Here is a 23,816-nt window from a genome sequence, read left to right on the forward strand (position 1 = left end):
ACCCGACATGCAGGTAAGCCTCCGCCTTACCCTGCGCATGTCCAAGCACGCGGCCGGCGAACCCAACCTGCTCATCCCCGTTCGCGACACCTGGGACCGCGTCGCCAGGATCGACGTACCTGTGCTGGCCGTCAACGGAGCCCTCGACTCGCCCGACCACATCGGCATGGCAGAACGTGTCGCGTCCGCCGTCGCCAACGGCCGCGCCACCTCGATCGACGGGGCCGCCCACTACCCGAACATGGAGCGCCCGGACGCCTACGACAAGATCCTCGCTGACTTCCTGCGCACCTTGTGACCCTCGGCGAACATCGAGGGCTCCGTCGAGGTTCTCGATGTCCAGCCCGTCGTGGATCGGTCGGCGCCTCCACGGCGGCGGCGCGCCAGGCGACGGGGTCCTGAAGGACGGTTTCTCACCTGCGGGAGGCGGGTGGTCGGCCAGGGCCGGTGTGCCGGCCGTCTCCAGGCGAGTCACGGCCGGCGGTCGGGCGTGGATCTCGGCCGCTGGTGAATGCTGTCGCCGCCCCCCGATAATCTTCCTGCCTGCTGGCACGGATCCCGTGATGTGCCGAACCTGCCGGCGTGGTGCTGCTCGTCCGGCGGAGGCGGTGCGGGCGGCGACGGGCCGCTCCTTGTCCGACGGTGTCCGCTGCGGCGGGCGCGAGAGTTCGGCGATCAGCTGCGGGGTGGGGGAGTGCTTCGCCCTGGCCGTTCGCACCGGCGGCAGGCGCGCGGCATGGCGCGGGTGACGGAAAGGGGTGAGCAGGAGGGGGCATCGGCCGTTCGCGATCACATGCGGGGCAGGCCGAAGGAACCGGTTCGGCCGATGATGCTTCCGGTGTCAGCTGGCTAGATCTCTGTCAGGTCCAGATCACGCCCCGCACCATGGCTGCTCCTTTCCGGCACGGCCTGCTCGCGGAGTGAGCGGGCGCCTTCTCGTGGACCACGGAACGCAGGTGGTCGCGTTGCCCAACGTAGTGGTTCCCATCGCGCAGCGCACACTCCGCAATTATTGTGTTACATATCGTTAGTCAGGGAGGAGACGTGATGGCGGCCTCCGGTCACCCTTCGATCACACCTCGCGACGGTGCGTCAACACTGGTGAGCAGATGGCCGCTCCTGGGCCAGCGCCGCCCCTTGGTGGCCTACCTCGTCGGGCTGGTGATCGTCGATCTCATCGCGATCGTGGCGTTCGCGGCGACCACCGCGTTCAGCTGGGCGGACGTGTTGACGTTCGCCGCACTCATGGGCTGTGGCGTGGCCTGCATCGAGGCGACCAGGCGGCTCGGGGTTCCGGCGGGGGTCTCCCGAGACCTTCTGTCGGCCTGGTGGTTGCCGGTGGCGCTGCTGTTGCCGCCGGTCTACGCGTTGTTCGCGCCGATCGTGCTGCAGATCCTCGCGCAGTGGCGGGTACGCGCGACCGTGCTCCACCGCCGGGTCGTCACAGCGGCGGCCATCGGGCTGGCCGGGTGCGCGGCTTCCGTGGTGTTCCACAGGTTCGTCTCCGGCCCCGCGGCCCTGTTGCGGGGGGAGTATGCGACGATCGCGCTGGCGGTCGTGGCTGCGCTGGTGTTCGCGCTGGTCAACACGGCGCTCATCGCCATCGCCGCGCACACCGCCGACCCCGAGGTCCCATGGCGCGCGGTTTTGTGGGACAGGGAGAGCGTGCTGCTCGACGTCGTCGAGCTGTGCCTGGGCGTCATCGTGGCCGTCGCCACGAGCCTGAGTCTCACCCTGCTCATCATCGCCCTGCCACCGGTCGTCCTGCTCCAGCGCAGTCTCCTGCACGCCCAGCTGCAGGCGGCCGCTCGCACCGACCCCAAGACCGGGCTGCTCAACGCGGCCGCCTGGCAGCGGGAGGCCGACACCGAGATCGTCCGCGCCCGCCGCACCGGCGAGACGCTCGCGCTGGTCATCATCGACATCGACCACTTCAAGCGGGTCAACGACCGGCACGGCCATCTCGTCGGCGACCAGGTCCTGGCCGGAGTCGCCACCACCCTGCGCAGCCAGTTGCGCGACTACGACGTCGTGGGCCGGTTCGGGGGAGAGGAGTTCGTGGTCCTGCTGCCGGGCGCCGACCTGCACGAAGCCCGGCGGGTCGCCGAACGCCTGCGCAACCGCATCAGCCGCATGGCGGTCACCGCCGACGACGCCCTCGTCACGGTGACGATCTCGGCGGGCGTCGCCATCATGAGCGTGCACGGCGACGACCTCATCGAGCTGCTGGCCGCCGCCGACCTCGCCCTCTACCGGGCCAAGGAACTGGGGCGTGACCGCATCTGCATCCCCGCCGTGCAACCCCCGCCCCCACAGATCCCCGAAGCACCCCCCGCCGCCTGAGGCCCCCACCTGCCGTCCCCTGCCTGTCGTCCCCTGCCTGTCGTCCCCTGCCTGGCGTGCTCGTCCTGTCGTCCTCTGCCTGTCGTCCTCTGCCTGGCGTGCTCGTCCTGTCGTTCCCTGCCTAGGTCCTTGTCTTGGCGTTCCCGGCTGGGCGTCCTCGGCTGGGCGTCCTCGGCCTCGTGTCCTGGACCCTCGTCCTGGCATCCTCCCCTGGCGCCCTCGTCCCCTCGGCCCCGCGTCCGCCGCCCCGGCTCCGGGCGGTTCGCGGCTCTTACCCCGTAGCCGGTGACCGGTCCGCGCCGGTGCCCGATTCGCAGCTCCCCGGGCGCGTGCGGTCCGTTCTTCCTGGGGCCGCCGTTCCCGCGGGGCTCGGCTTCCCGTACGGCTCGCCGGTCTCGTACGGAGGCCGGGTCGGCGGCGTGCTCGTGTGTGCCGCCACGCCGATCCCGCGCACGGTCGCCATGACCGTCTTCGGCGACCTGGAGGTCTCCACGGAGAGGGGGAGCGAGGGGCTGTTGCCTCTGGTGGCGGGCGGGCGGAAAGCCGTCGGAGGTGGACGGAGGCGTTCCCGATCGCCACACGTTCGTACCGGTCCACCGTCATCCACAGGTGCGGGGGACGGAGGGGCGGAAGCTCGCCGAGGAGCCCCTAAGCTAGAAGGCATGCCGGAGTACATCTACACGCTGCAGCGCGTGCGCAAGGCGCACGGCGACAAGGTTGTCCTTGACGACGTCACGCTGTCGTTCCTGCCAGGCGCCAAGATCGGCGTCCTGGGGCCGAACGGCACCGGTAAGTCGACGCTGCTCCGGATGATGGCCGGCCTGGAGCAGCCGTCCAATGGTGAGGCGAAGCTCATGCCGGGCTTCACCGTCGGCATGCTCCAGCAGGAGCCCCCGCTCAACGAGGAGAAGACCGTCCTCGGCAACGTGCAGGAGGGTGTCGCCGAGACCATGGCGATGCTCGAGCGCTACAACGCGATCGCCGAGCAGATGGCCACCGACTACAGCGACGAGCTGCTGGCCGAGATGGGCAAGCTGCAGGACCAGCTCGAGCACCGCAACGCGTGGGACCTCGACAGCCAGCTCGAGCAGGCGATGGACGCGCTGCGCTGCCCGCCGCCCGACGCCGACGTGACCAAGCTGTCCGGTGGCGAGCGCCGCCGCGTCGCGCTGTGCAAGCTGCTGCTGGAGGCCCCCGACCTGCTGCTGCTCGACGAGCCCACCAACCACCTCGACGCCGAGAGCGTGCAGTGGCTGGAGCAGCACCTGGAGAAGTACGCCGGCACCGTGCTGGCGGTCACCCACGACCGCTACTTCCTCGACAACGTCGCCACCTGGATCCTTGAGCTGGACCGCGGCCGTGCCTACCCCTACGAGGGCAACTACTCCACCTACCTGGACGCGAAGGCGCAGCGCCTCAAGGTCGAGGGCCAGAAGGACGCCAAGCGCAAGAAGCGCCTGGAGGAGGAGCTGGAGTGGGTCCGCTCCAACCCGAAGGCCCGCCAGACCAAGAGCAAGGCCCGTCTGCAGCGCTACGAGGAGATGGCCGCCGAGGCCGACAAGTACCGCAAGCTCGACTTCGAGGAGATCCAGATCCCGCCGGGCCCGCGCCTGGGCACCACGGTGATCAAGGCCGAAAACCTCACCAAGGGCTTCGACGACCGGCTGCTCATGGAGAAGCTGACGTTCGACCTGCCGCGCAACGGCATCGTCGGCGTCATCGGCCCCAACGGCGTCGGCAAGACCACGCTGTTCCGGATGATCACCGGCAGTGAGACGCCCGACGACGGCTCCATCGTCGTGGGTGACACCGTCAAGATCTCCTACGCCGACCAGTCGCGCGGCGGCATCGACCCCAGCAAGAACGTCTGGGAGGTCGTCTCCGACGGGCTCGACCACATCAAGGTCGGCAATGTCGAGATGCCCTCGCGCGCCTACATCGCGGCGTTCGGCTTCAAGGGGCCCGACCAGCAGAAGAAGGCCGGGGTCCTGTCGGGTGGCGAGCGCAACCGGCTCAACCTGGCGCTGACCCTCAAGCAGGGCGGCAACGTGCTGCTGCTCGACGAGCCCACCAACGACCTCGACACCGAGACCCTGTCGTCGCTGGAGAACGCCCTGCTCGACTTCCCGGGCTGCGCGGTCATCACGTCGCACGACCGCTGGTTCCTCGACCGCATCGCCACCCACATCCTGGCGTGGGAAGAGGGCTCCAACTGGTTCTGGTTCGAGGGCAACTTCGCCGACTACGAGAAGAACAAGATCGAGCGCCTGGGCGCCGACGCCGCCCGCCCGCACCGGGTCACCTACCGCAAGTTGCACCGCGACTGACACAGCGATGGTGTAGACGAGCGCTTCCCGCCAGAGTCTGACCCGGCGCCTGACGGACCTCGCGTCCTCGACGCGATCTGTCGGCCCTGGCCGGGAAGCGTTCGTGTGTGCTCACCGGACATGCGTGGTGACGGCGTAGGAGCCCGGCCAAAGGGCCCAACACAGTCATGTCCGAGTGCCCGCCTGGTGCGACGGCGGGTCTCCGCCGCGCTTGTACGGGCGTGTGCGGCGTCCGTGCTGCCAACCCGCGCGAAGTGACTCGCACCCGTACGGGTGGGTGAGGCGTCCGTGCCGGCACCTCGGCCCGAGGCGCCCGTACTCGTACGGCTGCGTCGCCCGTACTCGTACGGCTGCGTGGCGTAACACGCGCGGGTAACGGCGGCGCGAGTCGCCGTTACTCGGACGCCCGTGCGAGTCGTCGGGCCTTGTCCGGCGACTTCGGTGTTCGTCCGAGAGGCGCGCGGGGTGGCGGGTGGTGCTCAGAGCCGGATGACCACCTTGCCGAACGCCTGCCCCGACGCGTAGTGGCGGTAGGCGCCGGCAGCGTCGTCGAAGGGAAACACGCGGTCGATGACCGGCCGCAGCCGGTTGACCTCCATGGCGCGGTTCATCGCGACGAACTGGGCACGGCTCCCCACGGCCACCGGACGGACCGTGGCGCCGGAGGCGAAGAGCAGACGCGGATCGACGGGCGGCGGGCTCCCCGAGACGAAGCCCACGCACGCGACGTGCCCTCCCAGGATCACCGCCCTGAGCGACTGCTCCAGCAGGCCGGCGACGTCGATGACGCGGTCGGCGCCCTGGCCGCCGGTCAGCTCGAGGACCCGGCCGGGCCAGTCGGGGGTGGCCCGGTAGTCGACGACCTCGTCGGCGCCGAGCTCCGCCAGCCGCGCCGCCTTGGCGGGGCCGCTGGTCGTGGCGATCACTCGGGCACCGAGCGTCTTGGCCAGGGCCAGCGCGAACAGCGACACCCCGCCCGACCCCTGGACCACCACGGTCTGTCCGGGCCGTAGACCGCCGCCGTCACCGGTGAGGGCGTTCCACGCGGTGACGGCGGCGCACGGCAGCGTCGCGGCCTCCTCGAAGGACAGATGCGCGGGAACGGGTACGAGCGCGCCCTCCCCGAGGATCGCCAGTTCGGTCAGCATGCCGTCGAGGGAGCCGCCCAGCTGCGGCAGGTGCCGGACGCCGAACGGGCCGTCCTGCCAGCTCGGGAACACCGTGGCCATGACGCGGTCACCGACCCGGGCCGAGCGGACCCCCGGGCCGACCGCGACGACCTCACCGGCCCCGTCCGAGATCGGCACCACGTCCGGCTTGACGGGCAGAACGTACTCGCCGCGCAGCACGAGCAGCTCGCGGTAGCTCAGTGAGGCGGCGCGCACGGCGACCAGGACCTGCCCGGGGCCGGGCGCCGGGTCCTCGTGCTCCCTGATCGACAGGCCCTCCAGGCCGCCTCCGTCCGCCAGGTGGTAACTGCGCATGATCTCGGTTCCTTTCCGGGGCCGGTGCTCAGCGGCCGTGCTCTGCTTCGGTCGCCGCCAGCGGGACCTCACCGGCGGTCTTGCTGTAGCCGAGCGCCTCGACGATCCGCCCGTCGTGTACGCGCATGAGGTTCACGCCGCGTACCGAGTCGGCGGGACCCGGCCCGAAGTGGTACCGCCAGCGGATGGTGGCGCGGTCACCGGCGACCACCACGTCTTCGGGCACGAATCGGACGTCGCGGTTGCCGGCGAGTGCCTGCCAGAACGCCAGGCAGGCGGTACGGCCCTCGTAGCGGGCGCCGTCGGGCGCCGGTTGGATCGCCTCCATCACGCAGTCGTCGCCGACGAGGTCGGTGAGCGCGGCGGCGTCGTGCTCGGTGAAGGCGCGGTTGAAGCGGTCGATGACCTCGGTGGTCGTGGTGAGCGTCACGTGGACTCCCTGGAGATAGAACGTTCGGTCTACAGTCAGATATATAGAACGGTTGATCTATCCGTCAAGAGGTGGCACCCTGGGAACGTGAGCCCCCGCCCCGCCTCCGGACCCCGAGAACGTCTCATCGACGCCGCCCAGGAGCTGACCTACAGCCACGGCATGGGCGTCGGCGTCGACGCCATCCTCAAAGCGGCGAACGTGGCCCGACGCTCGCTGTACGAGCACTTCGGCGGGAAGGACGGGCTGATCGCCGAGGTGCTACGGCGAAGCGCCGACGAGGACACGGCGCGCTACGAGGAGACCATGCGAGCCGCCGGCGAGGATCCACGGGCCCGCGTCCTGGCCGTGTTCGACCGGCTCGGCGAGATCATCGCGGCGCCCGGCTTCCGCGGCTGCCGCTACCTGGCCGCCGACCTCGCCCTGGCCGATCCCGCCCACCCCGGCCACGCCATCACCCGCGAATACCGCCGGCGGGTCCAGGACCTTCTGCGGGACGAGCTCGACCGGCTCGGGCATTCCCGGCCCGAGCACGCCGCCGGGCAACTCCTCCTGCTCATCGACGGCACGCTGGCGGTCGGCGCGACCCGGACCGGCACGGACCCCGCGGCCTCCGCACGCGAGCTGGCTGAGCAGATCCTCGACGCGGGACGCTGAGCCGCGGGACGCTGAGCCGCGGGACGCTGAGCCGTAGGCGACCGGTCAGCTCGGGGTGCCGGCGCATCGCAGCGCGTCGCGGAGAGGTACGGGTCCACGGACGCCGGGTTCGAGGCCGACCATCCGGCGATCACCTTCGCTCCCCTCCGGTACGCGGGCTGGAGGCGGTGGGGGACCTGGAGGCGGGCCAGGACGCGGGGCCCGGTAGCGTGGCGCCCGTGGTGCAGAACTCCCTCGCCCAACGGCACGTCTTCCCCCGCATGGTGCGGTTCGCGGACATCGACTCGCTCGGGCACGTCAACAACGTCCGCTTCTTCGACTACCTGGAGGACGCGCGCCTCGGGATGCTCCATATCGATCCGTACAAAGCCGGCGACGCCCCCTTCAACAGCATGGTCATCGCCCGGCACGAGATCGACTACCGTCGCCCGCTGGGCTTCCGCGCCGACCCGGTCCGCGTGGAGACGTGGGTGACGGAGGTGCGGCCCGTCAGGTTCACCCTGCGCTACGAGATCCGGGACGACGACGAGGTGTTCGTGACGGCGCTCTCCGTCGTCGTGGCCTACGACGTGGAACGCGGCGCGCCCCGCAGGCTGACCGAGGACGAGGTCGCCTACCTCAACCGCTTCCTCATCCCCGGCTGATCCCCGCCCGCATGAAGCGCTGGGCGATGCTCGGCCTGGGGGTCAACGCGCATGCCGGGGTGACGCTCGGGCTGTTCGGGTTGCCGCTGGTCATGCCCGACGTCCAGCGGTTCTTCGCGGTGTCGCTGCCCGTCGCCGGGCTGATCGCGAACGCCCCGTCCATCGGCGTCCTGTTCGCCCTCGTGCCGTGGGGCGCGCTGGCCGACCGGCGCGGCGAGCGCCTCGTGCTCGGCGTGGGAGTGGGGCTGGCGGCGGTGTTCTTCGCCGCCGTGGCCCTGGTCAGCGAGATCTGGGCGGTGGTCGTCCTGCTGGCCCTCGCCGGAGCCGCCGGCTCGGCGGCCATGGTGGGAGGCGGGCGGATCGTGCTGCGCTGGTTCGAGCCGCCCGAACGCGGCGTCGCCATGGGGGTGCGTCAGGTCTCCTACACGCTCGGCATGGCCGTGGCCGCCTTCGTGCTGCCGCCGGTCTCGCGGGCGTACGGGCTGCGGGGCGTGCTCGCCGTGTGCGCCCTGGTGAGTCTGCTCGCCGCGGCGCTGGCGGCCCTGTTCCTGGCCGGGCCGCCGCGACGGGTCTCCCGCGCCGGTGCGGCGCCCGCGGCGTCGCCTTACCGGCAGCCGGCGCTGTGGCGGGTGCACGCCACCAGCGCGCTGCAGCTCGTCCCGCAGGCCGTCGTCGGCACCTACGGGGTGATGTGCCTCGTCGAGGTGTACGGGTGGGACGGTGTCCGGGCGGGACAGCTGTTCGGCGTGGCGGCGATCGGCGGGGCGGTGGTGCGCGTCGCGGTGGGCCGGTGGTCCGACCGGAGCGGGCTGCGCATGGCGCCGCTGCGCCGCCTGACCTTCGGCGCTCTGGTGGTGCTCGGCCTGCTGGTGGCCGGCGCCGTCATCGGGTCGTGGCTCGGTCCCGTCATGCTGGCGCTCGCCGCGGTCATCACGGTGGCGGGGAACGGCCTCGCCTACCTGGCGGCGGGTGAGCTCGCCGGGCCGGGATGGGCGGGACGGGTGCTCGGCACGCACAACACGGTCCAGAACGTCGTCGCGCTGGGTGTGGCGCCGCTGGCCGGGCTGCTGATCACCGAGGTGGGGTACTGGGCCGGGTTCGCCGCCGGACTGGTGGCCGCGCTGCTGTCGTTGCCGGTGATCCCGGCCCGGGGCGAACGCAGCGCGCACCACGAGCAGGGCCGGCCCCCGTCCGAGGCGTCCTGAAGGCGAGCGCCGGCCCCGCTCGCGGGGGTCAGGTGTGCAGCCAGGCCGCCGTGTCAGGAGGCAGCAGGCGGTCGTCCGGCAGGGGGCCGCTCGCCAGCAGGATCCGGTCGTGCGCCGGGAGCGGCACCGCCTCCGTGCCGCAGTTGAGCACGCACACCACCGGCCCGCGGGCGAAGAACAGCGTGTCCGCGGGGGAGTCCAGCCACTCGATGGTGTGCGGGATCCGCCCCACCAGCTCGCGCCGTACGGCCAGCGACCGGCGGTAGAACTCCAGCGTCGAGTTCGGGTCCGCTTCCTGCGCCGCCACGCTCAGCGCCCCGAACGAGTCCGGCTGCGGCAGCCACGGCAGCACCCCGTCGGGGGCGAACCCGTACGAGGCCCCGCCGGTCGTCCACGGCAGCGGCACCCGGCACCCGTCACGGCCCGGCATCTCGCCGCCGGTCTGGAAGAAGACGGGGTCCTGCCGCGCCTCCGGGGGAAGATCCTTCACCTCGGGGAGTCCTAGTTCCTCCCCCTGGTAGAGATATGCACTACCTGGGAGGGCCAGCATGGTGAGCAGCGCCGCCTTCGCCCGCGCGAGACCGGTGCCGGGATCGGCCGTCTCGTAGCGGGTGCGGTGCCGTACGACGTCGTGGTTGGACAGCACCCACGTGGCGTACGGCACGGTGGCCAGCGTGTCGTCGATGACCTTGCGGAAGGCGGTGGCGGACCACGGCGCCTGCAGCCAGGCGAAGTTGAAGCTCTGGTGCAGCTCGTCCGGCCGGACGTAGAGCGCGAGGTCGGCCGGGTCGTCGGTCCAGACCTCGCCGACGGCCATGCGCTCGCCCGGATAGCCGTCGAGCAGCGCGCGCCACCGGCGGTAGACCTCGTGCACCTCCGGCTGCCCCCACACCGGCGACCTCGACTGGAACGACTGGTCCTCGACGTCCGGCAGCCCCTCGGCCTTGTACAGCCCCATGGCGACGTCGATGCGGAAGCCGTCGACGCCGCGGTCGAGCCAGAACCGCAGCACGTCGAGGAACTCGGCGTGCACCTCGGGGTTGCGCCAGTTGAAGTCGGGCTGGTCGGGGGCGAACAGGTGGAGGTACCACTCGCCGTCGGCCACCCGGGTCCAGGCCGGGCCGCCGAAGGTCGACTGCCAGTTGTTGGGCCGCTCGGCGGAGGAGCGGAAGACGTAGCGGTCACGGTGCTCGCCGCGCAGCGCCTCCTGGAACCACGGGTGCTCGGCGGAGCTGTGGTTGGGCACGATGTCGACGATCACCCGCAGCCCGTGCTCGTGGGCGTCGGCGACCAGGGCCTCGAAGTCGGCCAGCGAGCCGAACAGCGGGTCCACCCCGCGGTAGTCGGCCACGTCGTAGCCGCCGTCGGCCATGGGGGAGGTGTAGAAGGGCGTCAGCCAGATGGCGTCGACGCCTAGCCGGCGCAGATACGGCAGGCGCCGCCGGATCCCGGCGAGGTCGCCGACGCCGTCCCCGGAGGCGTCGGCGAAGCTGCGTACATAGATCTCGTAGACGACGGCGTCACGCCACCAAGGGATAGCCATGGGGCGGTCATGCCCGCTACGACGGTGAGTTCACCAGACTGTGGGCGGCGTAGACGAGATAGTCCCACAGCCGCTTCTCCTGGTCCTCGGGCAGTCCGAGGGACTCGACGCCGTCGCGCATGTGCTTGAGCCAGGCGTCACGCTCGGCCTCGCCGATGACGAACGGCACGTGCCGCATCCGCAGCCTGGGGTGGCCGCGCTCCTGGCTGTAGGTGTTGGGGCCGCCCCAGTACTGGACGAGGAAGCCCCGCAGCCGGTCCTCGGCGCCCGTGAGGTCCTCCTCCGGATAGAGGGGACGCAGCAGCGGGTCCTGGGCGACCCCCTCGTAGAAGCGGTGTACGAGGCGCCGGAAGGTCTCCTCGCCCCCGACGGCGTCGTAAAAGGACGTTTCAGTCACTGTCCAAGCCTATGCGCTGGGCACCATGGCGATGTCCGCGGCATCGAGAGCGGTCTTAACCCGCAGGCGAAGCTCCCGGGCGACGTCGGCCTGCTTGGTGGGCAGCGTCTTGGCGGTGACGCGGAAGACCAGGCTGCTGTCGGAGAGCTGCTCGACGCCGAACACCGTGGGCCGCTCGACGACCGACGTCTCGCGGAACTCGGGATCGTCCCAGATCTCCTTGGCGACCCGCTCCAGCACGTCGCGCACGGCGGTGACGTCGGTGTCGTAGCCGACGGGGACGTCGACGTAGGCGCGCGACCAGCCCTGCGACTCGTTGCCCACGCGGGTGATGGTGCCGTTGCGCACGTACCAGACCCGGCCGTCGGCGTCGCGCAGCCGGGTGATCCGCAGGGTGACGGCCTCGACCGTGCCCACGGCGGCGCCCGCGTCGATCACGTCGCCCACGCCGTACTGGTCCTCGAGCAGCATGAACATGCCGGCGATGAAGTCCTTGACGAGCTCCTGCGCGCCGAAGCCGATCGCGACGCCGAGGATGCCGACGCTGGTCAGCACGGGGGCGATGGGGATGGTCAGCCGGTCGAGCACGGTCAGGATGGTGGTGCCGAGGATGACGATGGAGGCGACGTGCTTGAGCACCGACCCCATGGTCTCGGCTCGTTGCTTGCGCCGCTCGTGCAGCAGGGCGTCGATGCCATCGGAGGCGGAGCCGCGGCGGAAGCGGGTGGCGATCGGGCCGCCCACGGCCGCCCGGGTGACCACCCGGGTGATCAGGCGGTGCGCGACGTTGCGGATGACGAAGCCCAGGAGCAGGATCAGCGCGATGGTGATGGCGCTGGCGACGATCGGCGCCCAAACGGCCCCGTCGAAGAAGCCCGCGACCGTGGCACAGATGAAGCCGTCCCCCTGACACGCGCTCGCGATGTCCGAGCCGACCTTGTCGAGGCTGGGCAGCAGCGACTCGGTCGAGCTGGGTTTCGGGGAGGGCGACGGCGCTGGTGCGGCCAGCATGGACACTGGGCGGATCCCCCTTTGGGAAGCGGTTCGGTCGGCGGGTCCCTGGACCGTTTCGATCCAAAAGATACCGCCGACCGAACCGGCCGCCGTCACATCACGCCGGGGAAGACGGGGTCATCAGGGCCCGGGGCCGCGGAGGGCGAGACCTGACGCTCCGGTGACGTGCGGCTCGGCCGGGACGGGCACCCGGAAGCCGGTCCCGGCCGTTTTCCCGGGAGCTTCCTCCCGGACGCCCTCCGGTGTGACCCGGAGGGCGGCTCTGTGGCGCGCCGCGGCCCCATGGGCCGCACGGCGCTCGGTCACACTCCGTGACGTCGTGGAGTGCTGTGCCGGATGGTGTGGAGCCGGCGGGGCGGCCAGGGCTCCTGCGTGCAGGGTGACCCTCCGCACCGGCCGTCCCGCCGGCTCCGTGAGACCGCCGTGGGCACGGTGAGCCGAGGTGGCTGCGCTCCACCCGGTTCACCGTCTACGTCACTTCGCCACGGCGGCGAGCACCCGGGCGACCTTGGTCGCCGCGCCCGCCGGGTCGTCGGCGGCGTGCATCGGTTCGCCCCACGACCAGCAGTAATGCCATTCGGCCAGGTCGGCGACCCGGGACGGCCGGCAGGTGACGTTCTCCGTCAGGCTGGTGGCCTCCGGGTTGATCACCCGGACGAACAGCCGCCCGGTCTGGGTGCGGACCACTCGTGCGAGCATCCCACGAGCGTCGAGCTCCGACACCAGACGCTCCAGGTGCTCGAAGTTGTCGTCCCCCACCTTGGGTCCCTCCCTCGCATCGTTGCTGGTGGGCCAAAGATGACTCAAGTCGGCCGGTTACGCAACGAGGCCCATGTGCTTACGGGGAGTCGCTTCTCCCTCGTGGGTATTAAGAAACAGTCCGCGGGAGGACGATCCTCAACCGTAAGCTTCAAGGCGGCGTTTTCTTACTGTCCTCAATGGTCCATAGTGTTTGCTAGGCGGAGTGCGACATGGAGGCTACGATCCGTAATCAACCGCGGATCGTACGGGACATGTGGGAGAGGGGCCGGGATGTCCGGCAGACAGCACCGGGAGACGGAGATGGCACGGCGGATCCGAGCCAAGGGGCTCGCCGTCGGCCAGACCGCTGCCCAGATCGCTGAAGAGATTCACGAAGCCTGCGGGCCACACTTCGGCACCACGAAGATCAAGAGCCATCGCCTGTCGCACGGCATCGCGCTGGCCGACGTCATCGAGCAGGTCCGCGCCCTGTTCGACCGGGACGCCAAACCGGCGCCCGGGATCGGCGAGACCCTGCTGTCGGCCTACGAGAGCGGGCTCAAGCGACCCGGACCCGAATACCTCCATTACCTGTGCACGGTCTACCGGGTCGAGCCGGTCTCGCTCGGCTACGACGGGCCGTGCATCTGCGGTCACGGCCACCGCATGACCGGCTCTTCCGGCGACGAGCCCGGCGAGCCCGCAGGCGCGGCAGCCGACCGCGCCCGCCAGGCCGTCCAGCCGCCGCCGCGTGAGGAGCCGCGGCCGGACGACCAGGAGGACGAGAACATCCTCCGCCGCACGCTGCTCCAGATGCTCAACGGCAACTCCGCCAAGAAGCTCGACGGGCCGGTGCTCGGCGCCATCGAAGGGATCAGGCGGCGCATGGACGAGACGCTGGCCTCGTCCACCGTCTCCTACGCGATGCTCGACCAGTGGGAGGAGGCCACCGTCGCCTTCGGCCGGCAGTACACGACCACGGCGCCCCTCCGCCTGCTCTGCGACGTCGTGCTGGAGCTCAGCGCCGTGCGCGCCGCCATGTCGCACCGCCAGCCGATCGACCTGCAGGACCGGCTCTGCCGGATGGCCGCCCAGCTCGCCGGGCTGAGCGGCATGATCCTGATCAACCTCGGCGACCACCGTCTGGCCCGGTCGTTCTTCCGCACCGGCCGGGTGGCGGCCGACGAGACAGGCGACCGGGCCCTGCGCGCGTGGGTGATCGCCCGCGAGTCGCTGGTGCCGCTCTACTACGGCGACGCCCGCGAGGCGCTCAACCTCGCCAAGAAGAGCCGCGACCTCGCCGGGCAGACACCCTGCGCCGCCCAGGCGATGGCGCCGGTCGTCGAGGCCCGCGCCCTGGCCATGCTGTCGAGCTCCGAGAACAAGAAAGAAGTCGTCGACCAGGCCAAGAAGGCGCTGGCCCGGGCCCGCACCGCCTTCTCGCACATCAGGGGCGACGAGCGCGAGGACATGGCCTTCGGCTACACCGAGCGGCAGCTCTACTTCTACCAGGGCGACGTGCTGACCAAGCTCGGCCAGACGGTCGAGGCCGAGGTCGTGCTGGACCAGGCGCTCGACAAGTACCAGGACCACATCCTCGACCAGACCCTGATCAGGCTCGACCTGGCCCAGTGCCGACTCATCGAGGGTGAGCTGACCGAGGCGCTCGACGTCGCGACCGAGGCGCTGCGGCTCCTCGGCCCCGACTACCTGACCGACTTCATCATCCGTCCCGCCGTCGCCCTGGAGCAGGCGATCGCCAAGCGGGAGCCCGACCATCCGGGCCTCGCGGCCTACCGGGCGCTGCTGAGGCAGCCGATCACGACCGAAGGGATTGGCGGTGCATGAAGCTCCGGATCCGGCGTTACCGTTGGTCTGACCTCGACACGATCCTGGCGCTGCACCAGATCTGCCTCGCGGGGGTCGGTCTGTTCCCCGGCGACGGGGTCTACTACGACGACGACTTCCCGCGCATCCAGGAGATCTACCTCGCATGCGGCGGCGACTTCCTCGTCGGCGAACTCGACGGCCGCGTGATCGCGATGGGCGGGCTCAAACCCGTCGACTCCGACACGGTCGAGGTGTGCCGGCTGCGCGTCCACCCCGACCACCAGCGCCGGGGTCACGGCGCCACGATGCTCGCCGCCCTGGAGGCGCGGGCGGCGCGGCTCGGGTTCCGCAGCCTCCGCGGTGACACCACGCTGCGGCAGGAGGCCGCCCTGGCGCTGTACGAGCGGCACCGGTGGCGGGAGGTCTCCCGGGAGCAGGTCGGCGACCTCACCGTGATCTACATGGAGAAGCGACTGGTGCCCGCGGGCACCGCCTGACGTCCCGAGCGCCCCGCCACCGGTTACACTCCGTAGTGGCGGGGTTCGTGCTGTCGGGCCCGCCGCGCGCCCGCCAGGGGTCCGCGCGCCATTCGGCTCCCGTGCGAAACCCCCTGCGGATAGGGATGTACGAGCCTCCGGGTGAGGCTCTTCACTCCCGGTGGTAGAGGAACCTCACCGGCTGCTGACTGTACATCCGCGGCTGCGTTATGTAGTGACATGCTGTTGGGCATGGCAGTCGTGGCCGCTCCCCGCCCCCTCCTGGGAGCCGTGCTTCTGTTGTTCGTCAGCGCCGCTTGGGGGTCGGCGTTCCCGCTGATGAAGGACCTCATCCTCCGGTTACCGGTCGAGGACCTGCTCGCCGAGCGCTACACACTCGCGGCGCTCACCCTGTTCCTCATCCGGCCCGGGTGCCTTCGGGGGTTGTCGCGCCGGACCTGGGGACAGGGCGCGCTGCTGGGGGCCATGTTCGGGGTCGGTCAGGCAGGTCAGGCCGTGGCGCTGGAGAGCCTTCCGTCGGCGGTGTCCGGGTTCGCCGTCGGGTGCAGCGTGGTGATCACGCCGATCCTCGCGCTGGTGCTCTTCCGGGTGCGGGTGCCGGCGCGGGTGTGGGCGGGCGTGGTGCTCGCCATGGCGGGGATGACGGTCTTCACCCTGCTGCAGGGAGTCGGCGACGAGCGGGTGTCGATGGTCGCGCTCGGGGTGACGCTCACCTCCGCCGCGCTGTACGCCGGCCACACGCTCCTGCTGGCCCGGCTGTCGCGCAGCGGCGACGGCTTCCCGGCGTACGCGCTGACCGTCATCCAGCTCGCCACCATCGGCGGCCTGACCGGCGTGCTCGCCGTGCGTGACGGGATCGCCCTGCCGGCCACGCTGCCCGACTGGGGGATCCTCGCGCACCTGTCGGTGGTGTCGTGCGCCCTGGGCTTCCTGGCCCGCTCGTACGGCCAGGCCCACGTGGCGGCGGTGCCGAGCGCGGTGCTGATGTCGTCGCAGCCGCTCTGGGTCGCGGCCATCGCGGTGATCTGGTTCGCCGAGCCGGTGAGCCTGGGCATGATCGTGGGCGGTGGGCTCATGGCGGCGGCGATGCTGCTGGCCGTACCGTCGCGCACGCCCGCGGTCGTGCCGGCCGAGAGACCGCCGCGCGAGCGCACGCTGCTCGAGGTGTCCTCCCAGGCGTCGAGACGGCTGGCCGACCTCAAGATCAAACGGCCGGCCCGGCCCAGACCCGCGGACCTTCCCATCCTCTCCAAGGGCGCCTGTGCCGAGACGTGCCGGCTGAGCACGCACGCCGCCAAGGGCAGCGGGCAGCCCAGTCTCGACCGGCTGATCGAGCGGGCCACGCTCATCGTCCGCGCCCGTAACATGCAGGGGCCGGGCTGCTGCCGATCGGTCACCCTCGCCGGGCGCTGCATCTGCGCGCTCATGGAAGCAGCGGAAAAGGACGGTGAGGCGCCCCGGCCCTCATGGTTTCGGCCTGGTTAGGTTCGACGGCTCGGAGAAAATCCGATGCTTTTTATAGCCGGCTTTCCCGCTCATTCGACCGAAAACTTGATAAACGTTCCATCGTCGAATAAAGCTGGACTAACCGTGTTCGGAGGGGGACACCATGAAGCGCATCGTCGTGCGTAAACCCGGCACCGCCCAGCTCACCGGGACGGCCAGCGTCATCCACAAGGGGTGAGCCGGGGCCGCCGGACCCATCTCCGGTTACCGGGCGCTCCGCCCGACCCGGCGGGGGCCGTGCGGCCGCTGATGCCGACGATCGACGGGCACCGACGACCGCACGGCCCGTACACCGTGGCCTCCGCCCTGCTGCACCGGATCGTGCCGGAGACATTGGAACGTTCCCCGGAGCTGGTGGCCGCCCACGACATCGAGATCAGGGCGGCCGCGCCCGGCCTGGCCGACCTGGTGCCGGTCACGCGGGAGACCATCGACGCCCGCCTCACCGACGACGAGCGGATCCTCGTGCCCGCGCCCCGCCGCACGCTGCGGCTGGCCAACGGCATCACGGAGTTCGTCCGCGAGGCGGTGCCGCACGGCACGACGCTCGTGGTGTGCAACGGCGCCCAGGCAGACCCCACCGACGCCGAACTGCTCGACGTGATGACGCGCAGGATCGCGCCGGAGGTGCTGGAGATCGTCGTCTACGCGGGCGGCCCCGAGCCGCCCGAGGACCGGCGTGGCCCCGAGGAGCTGTGGCCGGTCGTGGACCGGTGCCTGCGCGAGGGGTTCCTGCACGCCGTCGCCGAGCTCGGGGCGCGCGGACTGGCCCGCACCGAGCCGGGCGGCGAGCCGTGGTGGCGGTTCGCCCAGCGCACCGCGACGGCGCTCGGCGGGCTGGGGCGGGTGGACGAGGCTCGCCGGGTGTGGCAGCGGGTGCGCGGGGCGAGCCAGGACCCGGCCGTCCACGCGGCCTGCGCGTACGGTCTCGCGATGCTCGACGCCCGCCACCAGGACCCCGCCCGGCGCGACCTGGCCGCGGCAAGACAGTGGATCAACACCGCCGTCGCCGTCTCGACCCTGCTGCCCGACCCGTACGAGAGGGCCTTCAAGCTCGGCTTCGACCGCAACGGGCTGGCACTGGTCGAGCTGCGCGAGGGGCGGCCGGAAGCGGCCCTCGCCCTGGTGGACTCGGCCCTCGACCTGGCCCGCGAGCTGGGGGAGCGGCATCCCGTGCACCGGATGGTGCTGCGCGCCAACCGGGCCCGGCTGCTGGCGGTGCTCGGCCGCGTGAAGGAGGCGCTGGCCGACTACGGGGCGGCCATCGCGCTCGACCCCGGCTTCCCCGACTACTACCTCGACCGGGGCAACCTGCTGGCCGGCCTGGGCTGCCAGGACGAGGCGCTGGCCGACTACGAGAGCGCGATGCGGGCCGGCCCTCCGCTGCCCGAGGCGCACTACAACCGCGCCGAGCTGCGGATCGCCCGAGGCGACCTCGACGGCGCCCTGGCCGACCTCGGACGGGTGATCGACCTCGACCCGTCCTGCCTCGACGCCTACATCAACCGGGCGGGGCTGCTGGCCGGGCTGGAGCGTGACGAGGAGGCGTGGCGCGACGTGACGGCCGGGCTCGCGCTGGCGCCGGGCAACCCGCACCTGCTGGCGGTGCTGGGCCAGCTGGAGACGGCGGCCGGGCGGCTGGCCGAGGCGCGCCGCGCCCTGGACCGGGCCGTCGAGGCGGCCCCGTGGCTGGCGGCGGCGTGGGGAAACCGGGGGGTGCTGCGGTTCGAGGCGGGCGACCCGGAGGGGGCGGTCGAGGACCTCTCCCAGGCCATCGGCCTCGAACCACAGCCCGACCTGTACGCCAACCGGGCCGTCGCGTTGCGGGCGCTCGGCCGGGAGGCGGAGGCGGCTGCCGACGAGGAGCGGGCCCGCTGACCACCACCCGGAGACGGGAGCGGGCCCGCTGACCGTTCGTAGACGGGGAGCGGGCCCGCTGACCACTACTCGAAGACGGGGAGCAGCCCGCTGGCGCCCGTCACGTTCGCCGTGCCGTGGATCAGGGGCTGAGGGCGCTCTCCGCGCCGGACGTCGTCCTGGCGCGGGCGGGCAGCAGCAGCGACTTGCCGGTGACCGTGCGCGACTCGATCGCCGCGTGCGCCTCGGCGGCCGACTCCAGCGGGAACACGCCGCCGACCGTCGGGCGCAGCCTGCCCGCCGCCGCCAGCTCCAGCGCCTCCCGGGCCAGCTCGCGCGGGTCCGCCTCCGGCCATGGGACCTGCGTCACCCTGGGGTCCGCCGCGGTCATCGGGCCGCCCGCCATGCCGTACGAGCTGAACCGGCCCCCGTCGCGCAGCAGCGTCTGCGCGGCCGCGCCGATGGCGCCGCCCACCCCGTCGAAGACCACGTCCAGCGGACCGCCGACGGCGGCCCGCACCTGGTCGGTCCAGCCGGGATCGGTGTAGTCGACGGTCAGCTCCGCGCCCAGCTCCTCGGCGTGGCGGCGCTTGGCGGCGCTGCTCGCGGCGCCCACCACGCGCGCCCCGGCGGCGGACGCCAGCTGGACGAGCAGTCCGCCCACGCCACCGCCAGCCGCCTCGACCAGCACCCATTCGCCCGGCCGCGGCGCCGCGGCGCGCGCCAGGCCGACCGCGGTGCGCCCGTCGGCCAGCAGCGCCACCGCCTCCTCCAGGGACAGTCCATCGGGAACCGGGATGAGCTGGTCGGCCGCCGCCACCGCCAGCTCCGCGTAGCCGCCGGTGCCGTTCAGCGTGCTCACCACCCGCGTGCCGGTCAGGGCCTCGTCGACGCCCTCGCCCACGGCCAGCACGGTGCCGCCGACGCCGTTGCCGAGCACGGCGGGCAGCTCGACGCGGCGCGGGCCGCGGTCGGCGCGCAGCTGGGTCTCGACGAACGTGATGCCCGCCACCGCCACCTCGACGAGCACCTGCCCCGGGCCCGGGACGGGATCGGGGACCTCTTCGGCGACCAGCGCCTCCGGGCCGCCGTACTTCCTCAACACCACCGCGCGCATGACAACCCCCACGTCCATCGGAACGATCTGCTCCGATCGGAAGGCTATATCGGAGCATTTCGCCCCGGCGACGCGCGTGCCCGCACCCCGGACCGCCGGGCCCTACCACCAGCGGGCCGGGCACCCTCGGCGCGCTGCGCGCCCCGGCAGTCACCCTCGACGGGCTGCGCTCCCGGCGTGACCCCGCTGCCCGGCGAACGTCCCGCCGCCGAATGGTGCGAACGCCGCTGGGAGCCGGGCCCGTAGGACTACGGTTGCACCGTGGCTTTCGACGAACTGTTGAGTGAGCTGCGGCCGGGCGCCACCGCCCAGGTCTCCGGCATCGGGCGCGGCTACGGCGGACCACCGGCCCGTTCGGTGACCGTCACCTCGGGCCTGACCCGGCTGCGCTGCGCCTCGCTGCTCAAACCGCTGTACGCCTGGGCCGCCGCCGCCCACGTGGCTGATCAGGGGCGCTGGCGGCGGCACGCCGAGCCGGCGGTGGTGGTCTCCTCCAACGCCGACACGCTGGCCCTGTGGCTCTCCGTCGGTCCCCGCGTCATCCTCGACGACCTGCACCGGCGCACCGGCGTGCGGTGGACGGCGCCGAACGGTGACCCGTCGCGGTTCGGGTCCGTCGAGGTGACGGCGGCCGAGGCCGCCACCGCCTACGCCGTGTTCGCCCAGGCGGCGCTCGCCGGTGACCCGGTGGCCGACGAGATCCTGGGCTGGATGCGCCGGGTGGGCCCCGACCAGGCGTTCGGCGTGCGGGAGGCGCTGTCCGCCCCGGACGCCGCGGTCAAGTGCGGCTGGTACGGCGGCGCGGACGAGGTGTGGCTGCGCACGCACGCGGTGGCCGTGCTGCCCCGGGGCGGCAGGGTCGGCGTCGTGGTCGGCCTGACCGCCCAGCCGTACACCGACGAGCGCGAGCGTGAGGTCTACCAGGCCAGGGTGGCCGAGGGGCTGCCGGTCGAGGAGCAGCACGAGAAGGCGGGCGGCGCGCTGCTGCGCGGCCTGATGCGCACCGCCCTGGCGGAGCTGGGCGACCACCGGGACCCCGGACCGCAGGACTGACCGGCGACGGCGAGGGCGACGGCGACCGCTCGGCGTGTCATCGTCCGCGTGTCACCGCGCGGCGTCGCCCGGCTCCTCCAGCACCAGGGAGAGCAGGCCGGGGAAGCGGCTGTCGAACTCGGCGCGGCGCAGCCGGTTGAGCCGGCGCGAGCCTTCGTCGCGCTGCTCCAGCAGGCCGGCGTCGCGCAGGACCGCGAAGTGGTGGCTGAGCGTCGACTTGGCCACCGGCAGGTGGGTGAACGTGCCGCAGGGCCGCGACCAGTCGGGGACCTCGGCCAGCTCGCGGACGATCCGGCGGCGGACGGGGTCGCCCAGGGCGTCCAGGGCTGCCTGGAGCGAGACCTCGACCGGCGAGGTGTGACTCAGGGAGCGTGTTCTGTTCGACTGCGGTCGAACACCGGTGTAGTGTTCCATCTCGGTCGAACAGTCTAGGCGGAAGGGCGCAGCCGTGGATATCGGACATGTCGGCGTTTGGCACCCCTTGCTGAACACAGCTCCCGTCGAAGCGGCCCGTTCGGCCGCCGTGGAGATCGAGCGGCTCGGCTACGGGTCCCTCTGGCTGTACGAGGCGCCGGGCAGCGGCGAGCCGCTGGTGAGCGCCGGGCTGCTGCTGGCGGCCGCCGGCCGGATCGCCGTGGGCACCGGCATCGCCAACCTGTGGGCGCGTGACGCCATGGCCATGGCCGCGGGCGCCGGGACGCTGGGTGACGCCTTCCCCGGCCGGTTCCTGCTGGGCGTGGGGGTGAGCCACGCCCCGCTCGTGACCGCCCGCGGTCACGACTACGGCCGGCCGCTGGCCGCGATGCGCGCCTACCTCGACGCCATGGACGAGGCCGCGCACGCGCTGCCCCGCACCGGGGTGCCGAGGATCCTGGCCGCGCTCAGGCCCCGGATGCTGGAGCTCGCCCGCGAGCGGGCCGACGGGGCCCACAGCTATCTCGTGCCGCCCGAGCACACCGCCCACGCCCGCGAGATCCTCGGCCCCGACCGGCTGCTCATCCCCGAGCAGGGGGTGGTCGTCACGACCGACCCGGCGCTCGCCCGGACCGCCGCCCGCGCCCACCTCGCCGGCTACCTGACGCTGCCCAACTACCTCAACAACCTGCGCGAGCTCGGCTTCGCCGACGACGACTTCGCGGGCGGGGGCAGTGACCGGCTCGTCGACGCGCTCATCGCCTGGGGCGATCCCGCGGCCGTGGTCAAGCGGGTCCGCGACCACCTCGACGCCGGGGCCGACCACGTGGTGCTCCAGCCGCTCGGAGCCACGGGCCCCGACCTCGCCGACGCCGTCCTCCAGCTCCGCGCCCTCGCCCCCGAGCTGGACCTGAGGCCTCTCGCCTCCTGACCGGCTCCGCGCCCTCGCCCCCGAGCCGGACCTGAGGCCTCTCGCCTCCTGACCGGGCCGCCTTCGCCGACCGGCGCGGTGGCGTGCCGGCCGGTCAGCGCTTCATGGCGCCGTCGGCGATGGCGTCCGCCGCGTCACCGATGGCGATGCCGACGATCTCCAGGCGGCGCACCAGCTCACGCTCCTTCATCGCCTCGGCCGTCAGCTCCCCCGAGAAGATGCGCGAGATCTCGTACTGGTACATCCTCCTGATCGCGCCGCCGGTCTTCTTGGCCTCCAGCGCGTCGTGCACCACGGCCGAGGGGCGCGACGCGAGGTCGCGGACGGCGTTCTCCAGGGCGTCGATGCCGCTGATGACCTGGTCCAGCAGGGGCGAGAAGCGGATCTGGTCGGGCACGCGATACAGATGCGACTCGCGGACGAAGTCGCGCAGCGAGTCGAGCACGTCGTCGATGGAGCGCGAGAGCCGGAAGAGGTCCTCGCGGTCGATCGGCGTGACGAGGGCGGTCCGGAGCTCCTCGACCAGGCGGCGGCGCTCCTCGTCGCCGAGGTGCTCGATCGCGCGCATCTGCTCGTGCGCACCCGTCCGCCCCACCTCTCCGCCGATCATGGCCATGGCCAGCCAGGCCCCCTCCTTGGTGGCCTCCAACTGGCCCAGCAGCGCCTCGGTCAGCGCGCTGTCCATCCGTCCCGTCATCAGGTCACGGATGCGTCGCAGTCGTTTCATCCCACCCCTTTCGCGTCTCATGTCCTCGCCAGGACGAACGCCACGACGCCGGCGAGCAGGGCGCTGGCGGGAAGCGTCAGCAGCCAGGCGACAACGATCTTGACGGCGGCGTACCAGCGGACGCGGCCGCCGCCGCCCTGGGCCACGCCGGCGCCGATCAGGCCACCGGCGACCGTCTGCGTCATGCTCACCGGCATGCCCACCAGGGCGCAGGCGATGACCGCGAGGCCGGAAGCGAGCTCCGCCGCCACGCCGTGCAACGGCCGGGAGGCGATGATCTCCTGGCCGAGCGTGCGGCCGGCCTTCGGCAGGCCGTACATCGAGCCGATCGCGAACAGCAGCGCCACCAGCGACGTGTACGCCGGCGGAGCGTCCCGGAACCCGATCGCGATCATGAAGACGGCGAGCATCTTCTGCCCGTCGTTGGCGGCGTAGGCCACGGTCTGCACTCCGAACCCGGCCCGGTGCCAGCGCGACAGGCCGCGGCTGGTGGTCGTCTGGACCAGCAGCCGCGTCACCCCCCAGGCCACGATCCCGCCGACGAACGGAGCGGCGAGGCCGAAGGCCAGCACGAGCGCCACCCACCCGGCCGAGACCGGCAGGCCCCAGCCGAGACCGGCCCCGGTGAGCCCGCCGACGATGGCCAGCGTGAGACTCGTCGGGCGGCCCCTGGCACTCAGCACCGTGACGACGACGAGCGCGGACAGCACGGCGATCGTCATGGCGGTCCGCGCGCCGGGCCCCTCGAACGTGGCCAGCCGGTTCACGAAGGTGAGCGCCACGGCGTGGGTGGCCAGCGGCACCAGCGCCACCATGACGACGAGGGTGAGGATGCCGGTCGCCGGCCGTACGGTGGGCAGCTTGAGGCCGGTCGCGAGCAGGGCGCCGCCGTCGTTCATCCCGGTCACGATCGCGAAGACGCCGGCGACGGCGACCAGCACGACGGCGTCCAACAGGCACCCCTCCCAGCCCGCACCCTGTGTTGATCGGATAAGTACCCATGATCGGCTGGATAATGGAGATCAGGCGTCTTTTGTGAGGAATGTCGGATTGTGGTGGAGTAGACCTGGTGTTCCTGCCGGCGTGGACAAGGCGCACC

The 23,816-nt window shown here is 72.0% G+C and carries 22 protein-coding genes; 12 read left to right on the top strand and 10 right to left on the bottom strand.

The features are described from left to right. Positions 1 to 37 precede the first annotated feature (37 nt). The 3 genes from CXR44_RS18355 to ettA all read left to right on the top strand — a co-directional run bounded on the left by CXR44_RS18355 (position 38) and on the right by ettA (position 4,670). Positions 38 to 298 (top strand): alpha/beta fold hydrolase, encoded by a 261-nt coding sequence (locus CXR44_RS18355; RefSeq protein WP_180903529.1) that lies wholly within the window; start codon positions 38 to 40, stop codon positions 296 to 298. 803 nt (positions 299 to 1,101) lie between these two features. Next, complete coding sequence (locus CXR44_RS18360) at positions 1,102 to 2,343, top strand: GGDEF domain-containing protein (RefSeq protein WP_245899250.1); 1,242 nt, start codon at positions 1,102 to 1,104, stop codon at positions 2,341 to 2,343. A 662-nt stretch (positions 2,344 to 3,005) separates the two neighbouring features. Further along, positions 3,006 to 4,670, top strand: coding sequence for an energy-dependent translational throttle protein EttA (ettA, locus tag CXR44_RS18365; protein WP_101787279.1), 1,665 nt, complete (start codon positions 3,006 to 3,008; stop codon positions 4,668 to 4,670). 479 nt (positions 4,671 to 5,149) lie between these two features. Here the strand turns inward: ettA and CXR44_RS18370 are convergent, their stop codons facing one another. Both CXR44_RS18370 and CXR44_RS18375 read right to left on the bottom strand, forming a co-directional pair. Beyond that, on the bottom strand, positions 5,150 to 6,154 hold the full coding sequence (locus CXR44_RS18370; RefSeq protein WP_101787280.1) for a zinc-dependent alcohol dehydrogenase family protein: 1,005 nt from the start codon (positions 6,152 to 6,154) through the stop codon (positions 5,150 to 5,152). A gap of 28 nt (positions 6,155 to 6,182) precedes the next feature. Beyond that, positions 6,183 to 6,584: a nuclear transport factor 2 family protein gene (locus CXR44_RS18375; protein WP_101787281.1), complete on the bottom strand. Its 402-nt coding sequence runs from the start codon at positions 6,582 to 6,584 to the stop codon at positions 6,183 to 6,185. 87 nt (positions 6,585 to 6,671) lie between these two features. Between CXR44_RS18375 and CXR44_RS18380 the strand changes: the two genes are divergently transcribed. The 3 genes from CXR44_RS18380 to CXR44_RS18390 all read left to right on the top strand — a co-directional run bounded on the left by CXR44_RS18380 (position 6,672) and on the right by CXR44_RS18390 (position 9,090). Then, positions 6,672 to 7,241, top strand: a complete 570-nt coding sequence (locus CXR44_RS18380; protein ID WP_101787282.1) for a TetR/AcrR family transcriptional regulator — start codon at positions 6,672 to 6,674, stop codon at positions 7,239 to 7,241. 260 nt (positions 7,242 to 7,501) lie between these two features. Further along, the gene (locus CXR44_RS18385; protein WP_101787372.1) at positions 7,502 to 7,885 is read left to right on the top strand and encodes an acyl-CoA thioesterase; all 384 of its coding nucleotides are present in this window, start codon (positions 7,502 to 7,504) and stop codon (positions 7,883 to 7,885) included. Between the two features lie 11 nt (positions 7,886 to 7,896). Continuing rightward, positions 7,897 to 9,090 (top strand): MFS transporter, encoded by a 1,194-nt coding sequence (locus tag CXR44_RS18390; RefSeq protein ID WP_101787283.1) that lies wholly within the window; start codon positions 7,897 to 7,899, stop codon positions 9,088 to 9,090. Positions 9,091 to 9,118: 28 nt separating this feature from the next. On the opposite strand, the gene CXR44_RS18395 is transcribed toward CXR44_RS18390, so the two are convergent. The 4 genes from CXR44_RS18395 to CXR44_RS18410 all read right to left on the bottom strand — a co-directional run bounded on the left by CXR44_RS18395 (position 9,119) and on the right by CXR44_RS18410 (position 12,803). Beyond that, positions 9,119 to 10,633: a glycoside hydrolase family 13 protein gene (locus tag CXR44_RS18395; RefSeq protein ID WP_101787284.1), complete on the bottom strand. Its 1,515-nt coding sequence runs from the start codon at positions 10,631 to 10,633 to the stop codon at positions 9,119 to 9,121. A 16-nt stretch (positions 10,634 to 10,649) separates the two neighbouring features. Continuing rightward, on the bottom strand, positions 10,650 to 11,030 hold the full coding sequence (locus CXR44_RS18400; RefSeq protein ID WP_101787285.1) for a globin: 381 nt from the start codon (positions 11,028 to 11,030) through the stop codon (positions 10,650 to 10,652). Between the two features lie 9 nt (positions 11,031 to 11,039). Continuing rightward, complete coding sequence (locus CXR44_RS18405; protein ID WP_101787373.1) at positions 11,040 to 12,041, bottom strand: mechanosensitive ion channel family protein; 1,002 nt, start codon at positions 12,039 to 12,041, stop codon at positions 11,040 to 11,042. Positions 12,042 to 12,518: 477 nt separating this feature from the next. Beyond that, positions 12,519 to 12,803 carry a hypothetical protein gene (locus CXR44_RS18410; RefSeq protein ID WP_101787286.1) on the bottom strand — a complete coding sequence of 95 codons (285 nt, stop codon included), beginning with the start codon at positions 12,801 to 12,803 and terminating at the stop codon, positions 12,519 to 12,521. A 273-nt stretch (positions 12,804 to 13,076) separates the two neighbouring features. Between CXR44_RS18410 and CXR44_RS18415 the strand changes: the two genes are divergently transcribed. The 4 genes from CXR44_RS18415 to CXR44_RS18430 all read left to right on the top strand — a co-directional run bounded on the left by CXR44_RS18415 (position 13,077) and on the right by CXR44_RS18430 (position 18,496). Continuing rightward, positions 13,077 to 14,633 (top strand): NsdA family TPR-like regulatory protein, encoded by a 1,557-nt coding sequence (locus CXR44_RS18415; protein WP_101787287.1) that lies wholly within the window; start codon positions 13,077 to 13,079, stop codon positions 14,631 to 14,633. After that, on the top strand, positions 14,630 to 15,112 hold the full coding sequence (locus CXR44_RS18420) for a GNAT family N-acetyltransferase (protein WP_101787288.1): 483 nt from the start codon (positions 14,630 to 14,632) through the stop codon (positions 15,110 to 15,112). The genes CXR44_RS18415 and CXR44_RS18420 overlap by 4 nt, the downstream gene beginning before the upstream one ends. A 231-nt stretch (positions 15,113 to 15,343) precedes the next feature. Continuing rightward, complete coding sequence (locus CXR44_RS18425; RefSeq protein ID WP_180903531.1) at positions 15,344 to 16,597, top strand: DMT family transporter; 1,254 nt, start codon at positions 15,344 to 15,346, stop codon at positions 16,595 to 16,597. Between the two features lie 270 nt (positions 16,598 to 16,867). Continuing rightward, the gene (locus CXR44_RS18430; protein ID WP_101787374.1) at positions 16,868 to 18,496 is read left to right on the top strand and encodes a tetratricopeptide repeat protein; all 1,629 of its coding nucleotides are present in this window, start codon (positions 16,868 to 16,870) and stop codon (positions 18,494 to 18,496) included. A gap of 121 nt (positions 18,497 to 18,617) precedes the next feature. Here CXR44_RS18430 and CXR44_RS18435 read toward each other — a convergent pair whose 3' ends face one another. Then, a complete protein-coding gene (locus CXR44_RS18435; protein WP_101787290.1) occupies positions 18,618 to 19,592 on the bottom strand; it encodes a zinc-binding dehydrogenase in 975 nt (324 codons plus the stop codon). A gap of 261 nt (positions 19,593 to 19,853) precedes the next feature. Here CXR44_RS18435 and CXR44_RS18440 point away from each other — a divergent pair, with 261 nt between their 5' ends. Further along, complete coding sequence (locus CXR44_RS18440; protein WP_101787291.1) at positions 19,854 to 20,645, top strand: hypothetical protein; 792 nt, start codon at positions 19,854 to 19,856, stop codon at positions 20,643 to 20,645. A gap of 51 nt (positions 20,646 to 20,696) precedes the next feature. Here CXR44_RS18440 and CXR44_RS18445 read toward each other — a convergent pair whose 3' ends face one another. Beyond that, the gene (locus CXR44_RS18445; RefSeq protein ID WP_101787292.1) at positions 20,697 to 21,059 is read right to left on the bottom strand and encodes an ArsR/SmtB family transcription factor; all 363 of its coding nucleotides are present in this window, start codon (positions 21,057 to 21,059) and stop codon (positions 20,697 to 20,699) included. Positions 21,060 to 21,093: 34 nt separating this feature from the next. On the opposite strand from CXR44_RS18445, the gene CXR44_RS18450 reads away from it, so the two are divergent. Then, positions 21,094 to 21,990: a TIGR03620 family F420-dependent LLM class oxidoreductase gene (locus CXR44_RS18450; RefSeq protein WP_101787293.1), complete on the top strand. Its 897-nt coding sequence runs from the start codon at positions 21,094 to 21,096 to the stop codon at positions 21,988 to 21,990. A gap of 94 nt (positions 21,991 to 22,084) precedes the next feature. Here the strand turns inward: CXR44_RS18450 and CXR44_RS18455 are convergent, their stop codons facing one another. Together CXR44_RS18455 and CXR44_RS18460 are read right to left on the bottom strand one after the other, a co-directional pair. Next, positions 22,085 to 22,717, bottom strand: a complete 633-nt coding sequence (locus CXR44_RS18455) for a DUF47 domain-containing protein (RefSeq protein ID WP_101787294.1) — start codon at positions 22,715 to 22,717, stop codon at positions 22,085 to 22,087. A gap of 17 nt (positions 22,718 to 22,734) precedes the next feature. Beyond that, on the bottom strand, positions 22,735 to 23,670 hold the full coding sequence (locus CXR44_RS18460) for an inorganic phosphate transporter (RefSeq protein ID WP_101787295.1): 936 nt from the start codon (positions 23,668 to 23,670) through the stop codon (positions 22,735 to 22,737). Positions 23,671 to 23,816 lie beyond the last annotated feature (146 nt).

It is taken from the genome of Nonomuraea indica, from assembly GCF_002850745.1.
Classification (GTDB): domain Bacteria; phylum Actinomycetota; class Actinomycetes; order Streptosporangiales; family Streptosporangiaceae; genus Nonomuraea; species Nonomuraea indica.

Bases quoted from the DNA above. Each gene is read 5' to 3' on its own strand.
- CXR44_RS18430 (WP_101787374.1), top strand. From the start codon at position 16,868: ATGCCGACGATCGACGGGCACCGACGACCGCACGGCCCGTACACCGTG.
- CXR44_RS18385 (WP_101787372.1), top strand. From the start codon at position 7,502: ATGGTGCGGTTCGCGGACATCGACTCGCTCGGGCACGTCAACAACGTC.
- ettA (WP_101787279.1), top strand. From the start codon at position 3,006: ATGCCGGAGTACATCTACACGCTGCAGCGCGTGCGCAAGGCGCACGGC.
- CXR44_RS18390 (WP_101787283.1), top strand. From the start codon at position 7,897: ATGAAGCGCTGGGCGATGCTCGGCCTGGGGGTCAACGCGCATGCCGGG.
- CXR44_RS18395 (WP_101787284.1), bottom strand. From the start codon at position 10,633: ATGGCTATCCCTTGGTGGCGTGACGCCGTCGTCTACGAGATCTATGTA.
- CXR44_RS18355 (WP_180903529.1), top strand. From the start codon at position 38: ATGTCCAAGCACGCGGCCGGCGAACCCAACCTGCTCATCCCCGTTCGC.
- CXR44_RS18420 (WP_101787288.1), top strand. From the start codon at position 14,630: ATGAAGCTCCGGATCCGGCGTTACCGTTGGTCTGACCTCGACACGATC.
- CXR44_RS18425 (WP_180903531.1), top strand. From the start codon at position 15,344: ATGGCAGTCGTGGCCGCTCCCCGCCCCCTCCTGGGAGCCGTGCTTCTG.
- CXR44_RS18370 (WP_101787280.1), bottom strand. From the start codon at position 6,154: ATGCGCAGTTACCACCTGGCGGACGGAGGCGGCCTGGAGGGCCTGTCG.
- CXR44_RS18455 (WP_101787294.1), bottom strand. From the start codon at position 22,717: ATGAAACGACTGCGACGCATCCGTGACCTGATGACGGGACGGATGGAC.
- CXR44_RS18405 (WP_101787373.1), bottom strand. From the start codon at position 12,041: ATGCTGGCCGCACCAGCGCCGTCGCCCTCCCCGAAACCCAGCTCGACC.
- CXR44_RS18415 (WP_101787287.1), top strand. From the start codon at position 13,077: ATGTCCGGCAGACAGCACCGGGAGACGGAGATGGCACGGCGGATCCGA.
- CXR44_RS18435 (WP_101787290.1), bottom strand. From the start codon at position 19,592: ATGCGCGCGGTGGTGTTGAGGAAGTACGGCGGCCCGGAGGCGCTGGTC.
- CXR44_RS18445 (WP_101787292.1), bottom strand. From the start codon at position 21,059: ATGGAACACTACACCGGTGTTCGACCGCAGTCGAACAGAACACGCTCC.